This is a genomic window from Actinosynnema sp. NPDC059797, assembly GCF_042732085.1.
GTDB lineage: Bacteria > Actinomycetota > Actinomycetes > Mycobacteriales > Pseudonocardiaceae > Actinosynnema.
This window is the reverse complement of the sequence record NZ_JBHWIE010000434.1, coordinates 1-5,449: the sequence shown is the minus strand read 5'-3', so window position 1 is coordinate 5,449 and position 5,449 is coordinate 1. Positions and strand designations below refer to the sequence as shown.

At 75.1% G+C, this 5,449-nt stretch carries 8 protein-coding genes; 2 read left to right on the top strand and 6 right to left on the bottom strand.

What is annotated here, in order from left to right:
• Nucleotides 1-450 precede the first annotated feature (450 nt).
• A complete protein-coding gene (locus tag ACFV4N_RS39170) occupies nucleotides 451-768 on the top strand; it encodes a hypothetical protein (protein ID WP_499677742.1) in 318 nt (105 codons plus the stop codon).
• 24 nt (nucleotides 769-792) lie between these two features.
• On the opposite strand, the gene ACFV4N_RS39165 is transcribed toward ACFV4N_RS39170, so the two are convergent.
• Complete coding sequence (locus ACFV4N_RS39165) at nucleotides 793-1,392, bottom strand: TetR/AcrR family transcriptional regulator (RefSeq protein ID WP_499677741.1); 600 nt, start codon at nucleotides 1,390-1,392, stop codon at nucleotides 793-795.
• 58 nt (nucleotides 1,393-1,450) lie between these two features.
• On the opposite strand from ACFV4N_RS39165, the gene ACFV4N_RS39160 reads away from it, so the two are divergent.
• Nucleotides 1,451-2,614, top strand: a complete 1,164-nt coding sequence (locus ACFV4N_RS39160) for an MFS transporter (protein WP_499677740.1) — start codon at nucleotides 1,451-1,453, stop codon at nucleotides 2,612-2,614.
• 44 nt (nucleotides 2,615-2,658) lie between these two features.
• Here the strand turns inward: ACFV4N_RS39160 and ACFV4N_RS39155 are convergent, their stop codons facing one another.
• The 5 genes from ACFV4N_RS39155 to ACFV4N_RS39135 form a co-directional block, all read right to left on the bottom strand.
• Nucleotides 2,659-2,976: a DUF1048 domain-containing protein gene (locus ACFV4N_RS39155; protein WP_499677739.1), complete on the bottom strand. Its 318-nt coding sequence runs from the start codon at nucleotides 2,974-2,976 to the stop codon at nucleotides 2,659-2,661.
• Nucleotide 2,977: 1 nt separating this feature from the next.
• Nucleotides 2,978-3,334, bottom strand: coding sequence for a DUF1048 domain-containing protein (locus tag ACFV4N_RS39150; RefSeq protein WP_499677738.1), 357 nt, complete (start codon nucleotides 3,332-3,334; stop codon nucleotides 2,978-2,980).
• On the bottom strand, nucleotides 3,331-3,657 hold the full coding sequence (locus tag ACFV4N_RS39145; RefSeq protein ID WP_499677737.1) for a PadR family transcriptional regulator: 327 nt from the start codon (nucleotides 3,655-3,657) through the stop codon (nucleotides 3,331-3,333). The genes ACFV4N_RS39150 and ACFV4N_RS39145 overlap by 4 nt, the downstream gene beginning before the upstream one ends.
• A gap of 87 nt (nucleotides 3,658-3,744) precedes the next feature.
• On the bottom strand, nucleotides 3,745-4,083 hold the full coding sequence (locus ACFV4N_RS39140) for a hypothetical protein (RefSeq protein WP_499677736.1): 339 nt from the start codon (nucleotides 4,081-4,083) through the stop codon (nucleotides 3,745-3,747).
• A gap of 77 nt (nucleotides 4,084-4,160) precedes the next feature.
• Nucleotides 4,161-5,449: pyridoxal phosphate-dependent decarboxylase family protein (locus ACFV4N_RS39135; protein WP_499677735.1), on the bottom strand; the 1,289-nt coding region annotated here is incomplete at its 5' end.

Below are 5,449 nucleotides of genomic sequence, written 5' to 3'. Positions count from 1 at the left end.
CAGCTGGTCGGTGTCGGTGTCGCGGCTGGCGCCCGTCCCCGTGGGCCGGCTCGGCATCCCGGGCAGCTCCCTGTGCGTAGCGCTTTCCGCCCGGACCCCGTTGGCACGGGCGTGCCGACGCAGCGCGGGGTGACCGAATGCCGGGGGCACTGTGCACATCGACACTGGGGCGGCTCGACTCGGCACCTTACCGTTCCCGGTAACCGCGAGTGACGGGAAGTGACCGCGAGCGCCGGGGCCCGGGTGCGTGACCGGGGCGTCGGAGGCGGGGCGGACCGCGTGGGTCCTCCGGGCATCGGAGGGGTGTGCCCGGAGGACCACCGCGGTTGGCCCGGCACCGCCGGATCCGGTCGGCGCGACCCGGTGTCGCGATCCCGCCCCGGCCGGTCGCGCCGCCTGGTAGGCATTCAGGGCAAGCGACCGCGCAGTCACCGTCGGTGAGGAGTCCTCATGACCGATGCCCCGTCGTCCTACCCGGCCGACCCCGGCGGCCCGCTCCCGGCCGGCGGCCCCAAGGGCATCGGGTTCGCGGTGGCCGCGCTGGTCCTCGCCGTGCTCGCGTGGGTGGTGCCGCTGCTCCCGATCGACCTGTCCGGTGTGCGGCACTACGTCGTCTTCCCGTTCGGGCTGGCCGGGTTCGTCCTCGGGGTCCTCGGCGGCCTCGGGAACCGGCGCGGCAAGCCGCTGGCCGTTGTCGCGGCGTTGTCGTCCGCCCTGGCCGTGTTCCTCTGGGTGGGCGCCATGATGGGGAACACCGCGCAGGCGTGACCGCAGGCGCCGCACCACCCGGCCTCACGGGGTGCGGTCAGCCCGCCGGGCGGAGGAGTCGATGACCAGGCGGGCGGTGTCGCGGGCCCGTGCCACGGGGTTCGCGGGGGTTCCCCGCAGGAGGCCGGCGAGCACCCCGTTGTAGAGCAGGAGCAGCGCCGACGCCACCGCGTCCGGGTCCTCGCACCGGGCCTCCTCCGCCAGCCGGGTGAGTCGTCCGGTCAGCAGTCGCGTGTCCTGCCGGATCAGCTCGAACACGGGGTCGGCCCGCCCGTCCGCCGGTACGGGTCGCTCGGAGGCGGTGGCCAGGAAGCAGCACCACTGCGTCGGGCCGGCGGCGGCGCGGAAGGTCTCGACCGCCTCGAAGACCGCCAGCAGGCGTTCCTCCGGTGAGCCCGCCCGGTCGACGGCCGCGTCCCAGTGCAGGGTCCACGCCTCCAGGCGGCGGGCCAGCACCGCGCGCAGGAGGTCGTCCTTCCCGCCGAAGTGCTTGTAGAGCGTCACGACCGCCACGCCCGCCGAGGCGGCGACCCGGTCCACCCCGGTGACCGCGATGCCGTCCTGGAAGAAGAGCGCCTCGGCGGCGTCGAGGATGCGCTCCCTGGTGTGCGGAGGACCGGCCACGCCCCTAGTGTAACGGTCGTTATACCAAAACGACCGTTATGCAGGACGGGGTGCCGGGATGTCGACGACCGCCGCGGAGCGCCGTGCCGGGTCCGGGCTGGGGACGGCGGTGGCGGGGATGGCGCTGGTCGCCGCCACCTACGGGATGGCCAGGTTCGGGATCGGCCTCTTCGCGCCGCGGCTGGGCGCGCAGCGGCCGGGGTTGGCACCGGTCCTCGGCTGGGCCGCGGCCGCGCAGTTCACCTCGTACGCCCTGGCCGCCGCGGTGGCCGCCCGGCTGGCCGACCGCCGGCCCCGCGCCGGCGTGGTCCTCGCCGGCGTCACCGCCACCGCGGGCTGCCTGGGCGTGGCGGTGGCCTCCGACCCGGCGGCGTTCGTGGTCGCGGTGTTCCTCGGCGGCATGGGCGGCGGGTTCGCCTCACCCGCGCTGGTCCGGGTCGTCGACGCGGTCGTCCCCGGCCGCGCCGCCGCGACGGCGCAGTCCCTGGTGAACTCGGGGACGGCCGTCGGCGTGATCGGCGCCGGCGCACTGGCCCCGCTCGTGCCCCCGGTCGGCCGGGCGTGGGTGCTCATGGCGCTGGTGTGCGCGGTGACCGCGGCGGCGACCTGGTGGTCCGTGCGGACTCGGGCGGACCTGGCCGCGCGGCGCCCCGTGACCGGGACGCCCCCGGCCCCGCGACCGTGGCGGCTCCTGGTCGTGCCGGGAGCGGCCGCCGTGGTCGCCGGCGCGGGATCGGCCCTGATCTGGACGTTCGGACCGCTGATGGTCACCGGGTCCGCCGCCGTGGGCGTCGACCGGGTGGGCGGGCTGTGGATCGCCCTGGGGCTGGGGGGCGTGCTCGGGACGTTCACGGGAGTGGTGGTCGAGCGGTGGGGGAGGCGGGCGGGCTGGTGCCTCTGCTCCTGCGCGCTGGCGCTGGCCGGCGCCGGGCCGGTGGTGGCCGCGGGCGCGGGCGCCGCCTGGGCGTACGCCGGCATGGCGGTGTTCGGCGCCGCCTACATGGGGTTGTCCGGTGTGCTGGTCCTGTGGGGCAGGCAGGTGTGGCCCGACGCCGCCGGGGCGGCCACCTCGGTGCTGTTCATCGCCCTGGCGGTCGGGCAGGCCGCGGGTTCCGCCGGCTTCGGGCTCCTCAGGGGCGCCTGGGGTCCCGGGGCGCTGGCGCTGTCGGCCGCGGCCCTGCTGGTCCTGGGCGGGCTCACCGCGCTGGTCCGGTCCCGCTGACCGCCGCGACGCGGGAACCCGCCACCCGGGAACCCCCGGCGGCGCTACTCCCCGGGCCGCCGGCCGAGGGATTCCCGGTACACGTCCGCGTAGGTGCGCGAGTCCTCGATCAGGTCGTCGCAGAAGGCGGCGACGTCGTGGCCGACGAGTTCCAGCACCCCCTTGCCGGACGCGGCCCCCTCCTCGAAGAAGTCGACGATCCCCGACAGGAGGGTCCCGTCGTGCAGGTCGACCGGGCCGACCTTGAAGAAGTACCTCTGCGCCTCCTCGTAGACGATCCGGTAGTCCGGCGGGAGCGCCCTGACCCGCGCCACGTGCGCCCGCCACTGCCTCTTGCCCTCGACGATGTCCCGGATGCCCACGTCAGCCCCCCAGCCCGGCCAGTTTCCGGGCGACGTTCCGGTTCAGCTGCTCGCGCCACCGGTCGCGGTGGCTCCGGGCGCCCTCCCCGCCGGCCAGCGCCGCGCAGAAGCCCGCGACGTCGTCGCCGAGCACGTCCCCGATGGCCTGCCCGTCGGCCGCAGTCTCCTCCAGCAGCCCCAGGGCGCTGTCGAGGATCGGCAGCAGGTTCCGGCCCGTGAAGTCCGAGTAGGGGAACAGGTGCCCCTTGACCTCGTCCCACGCCACCCGGTGGTCGGCCGGCAGCGCCTGGGCCCGGACCTCGAGCGCCTTCCACTCCCTGGTGAGGTCGCTGCCGGTGACGGTCTCCCAGAAGTTCATGCCCCGCCTTCCCTGAGCTTCTCGATCCGCAAGGTGAGGTACTCCCACTTCGCCCAGAACGTCGCCAGCTCCCGGCGCCCCGCTTCGTTGAGCGCGTAGAACTTCCGCGGCGGGCCCTGCCCGGACGGTCGTTTCGTCACCTGGACGAGCCCGTTCTTCTCCAGTCGCAACAGGATGGTGTAGACCGTCCCCTCGACGACGTCGGTGAAGCCGAGGTCGTTCAGCCGACGCGTGATGGCGTACCCGTAGGTCTCCTCGCTGCCGATGATCTCCAGCACGCAGCCCTCCAGCGTGCCCTTCAACATCTCCGTCAGGTCGTGCACCGCGCGGCCTCTTCGATCCTCTCGGGTACTTGGTGTCGCCGAGTACCACTACATCGTATCACCGAGTAGTGGCCCGTGCGGAGGTCGTCACACGCGTTCGAGCTTCGTCCAGCCGGTCCGGCCCCGGGTCCGGGTCCGCAGCATGATCATGTGGATCGGGAGGTCGACCTCCCGGTACCGGTCGAGGACGCCGGAGCGCACCACCTCGACCTCGAGGTTCAGTCCGACGAAGTCCCGAGGGGTCAGCGACACCTGGCGCGCGGTGCCCCCGGTCCGCTCGAACCCGCGCCGCAGTTCCTCCGCCATCGCGCGGAACTCCGGCAGGTCGGCCTCGGTGACGAGCGGTTCGGGCACCGGGTTCGCGCCGTCGACCAGGACGAGCCCGGCCACGGCCACGAGGTGCCCGGCGGCGTGGTGCGCAGCCACCTACCAGGTGCGCGTGCCGGCCGGGCCGCGCAACGTGACCGTGCTCAACGTGGCGGGCAAGGTGCACACCGTCTCGGTCAAGGCCTGCTGACCGGCCGGTCACCCCGGCCGGCCTCCAGGACGTCGGCGACGAGCCGGTCGACGTCGGCCGGGGTCGTGCGGGGGTTGGTGGTGCACAGCCGCAGGGCGCGGCGGCCGTCCACGGCGGTCGTGGCGATCAGGAACCGGTCGCCGCGGTTGACGGTCTCGGCGACCCGCGACTGGACCGCGTCGAGGTCCGGTCCCGGGTCGCCCGCCACCCGCGGCCGGTACCGGAAGCAGAGGATGCCCAGGCTCGGCCCGGCGAGCAGCTCCAGCTCGTCGCTCCGCTCGACGAGTTCGGCGGCGTGCTCGGCCAGGTCGAGCCCGCGGTCGATGGCCGCGCGGAAGGCGGCGACGCCGAAACCCTTGAACGACAACCACAGCTTGAGCGCCCGCGCGGCGGTCGTGAACTGGACGCCGTGGTCGGACAGGTTGACCTCGTCGGGTGCGGGCCGGGTGAGGTCGAGGTACCCGGCCGTCGCGCGGAACCGGCCCAGCGCGAACGCCCGGTGCAGCGCGCCCGGGTCCCGCACCAGCAGGCAGCCGATCTCGTAGGGCTGGAACAGCCACTTGTGCGGGTCGACGACGACCGAGTCGGCCTCACCCAGCCCGGTCAGGGCGGCGCGTCCCCTGGCGGTCATCGCGGCCGCGGCGCCGTGCGCGCCGTCGACGTGCAGCCAGAGGCCGTGCTCGCGGCACAGGCGGGCGAGCTCGGGCAGCGGGTCGACGCTGCCGGTGCCGGTGGTGCCGGCGTTGGCCAGCACGAGGAACGGCCTGCGGCCCGCCCGCCGGTCGGCGTCGACCTCCCGCCGCACCCGGTGGGGGTCGATGCGGTGGCCGGCGCTCGGCAGGACCCGCAGGGCGTCGCCGAGGCCGAGCACGTGGCAGGCGCGGAGCACGGCCGGGTGGGTCTGGTCGGAGCAGTAGAGGACGGCGCCGGCCGCGTCGTCGCCGAGCCGGTCGTGCCGGGCCGCGGCGACGGCCGACAGGTTGGCCAGCGTCCCGCCGGGGGTGAACACCCCGCCGGCGCCCGCCGGCATGCCGAGCAGCTCCGCGAGCCACCGCGCGGTGACCTGCTCGACGGCCGCCGGTCCGGCGCCGACGAACCACGCGCCGGGGGAGGCGTTGAACCCGGAGGCGATGAGGTCACCGAGGACGCCGAGGAAGTTGTTGCCGCCGGGGATGAACGCGAAGCAGCCGGGGTGGCCCAGGCGCAGCGACCGGGGCAGCACCTCGGCGGCGAGGAAGTCGACGAGCCCGCCCTGGTCCGCCGGGTCCTCCGGGA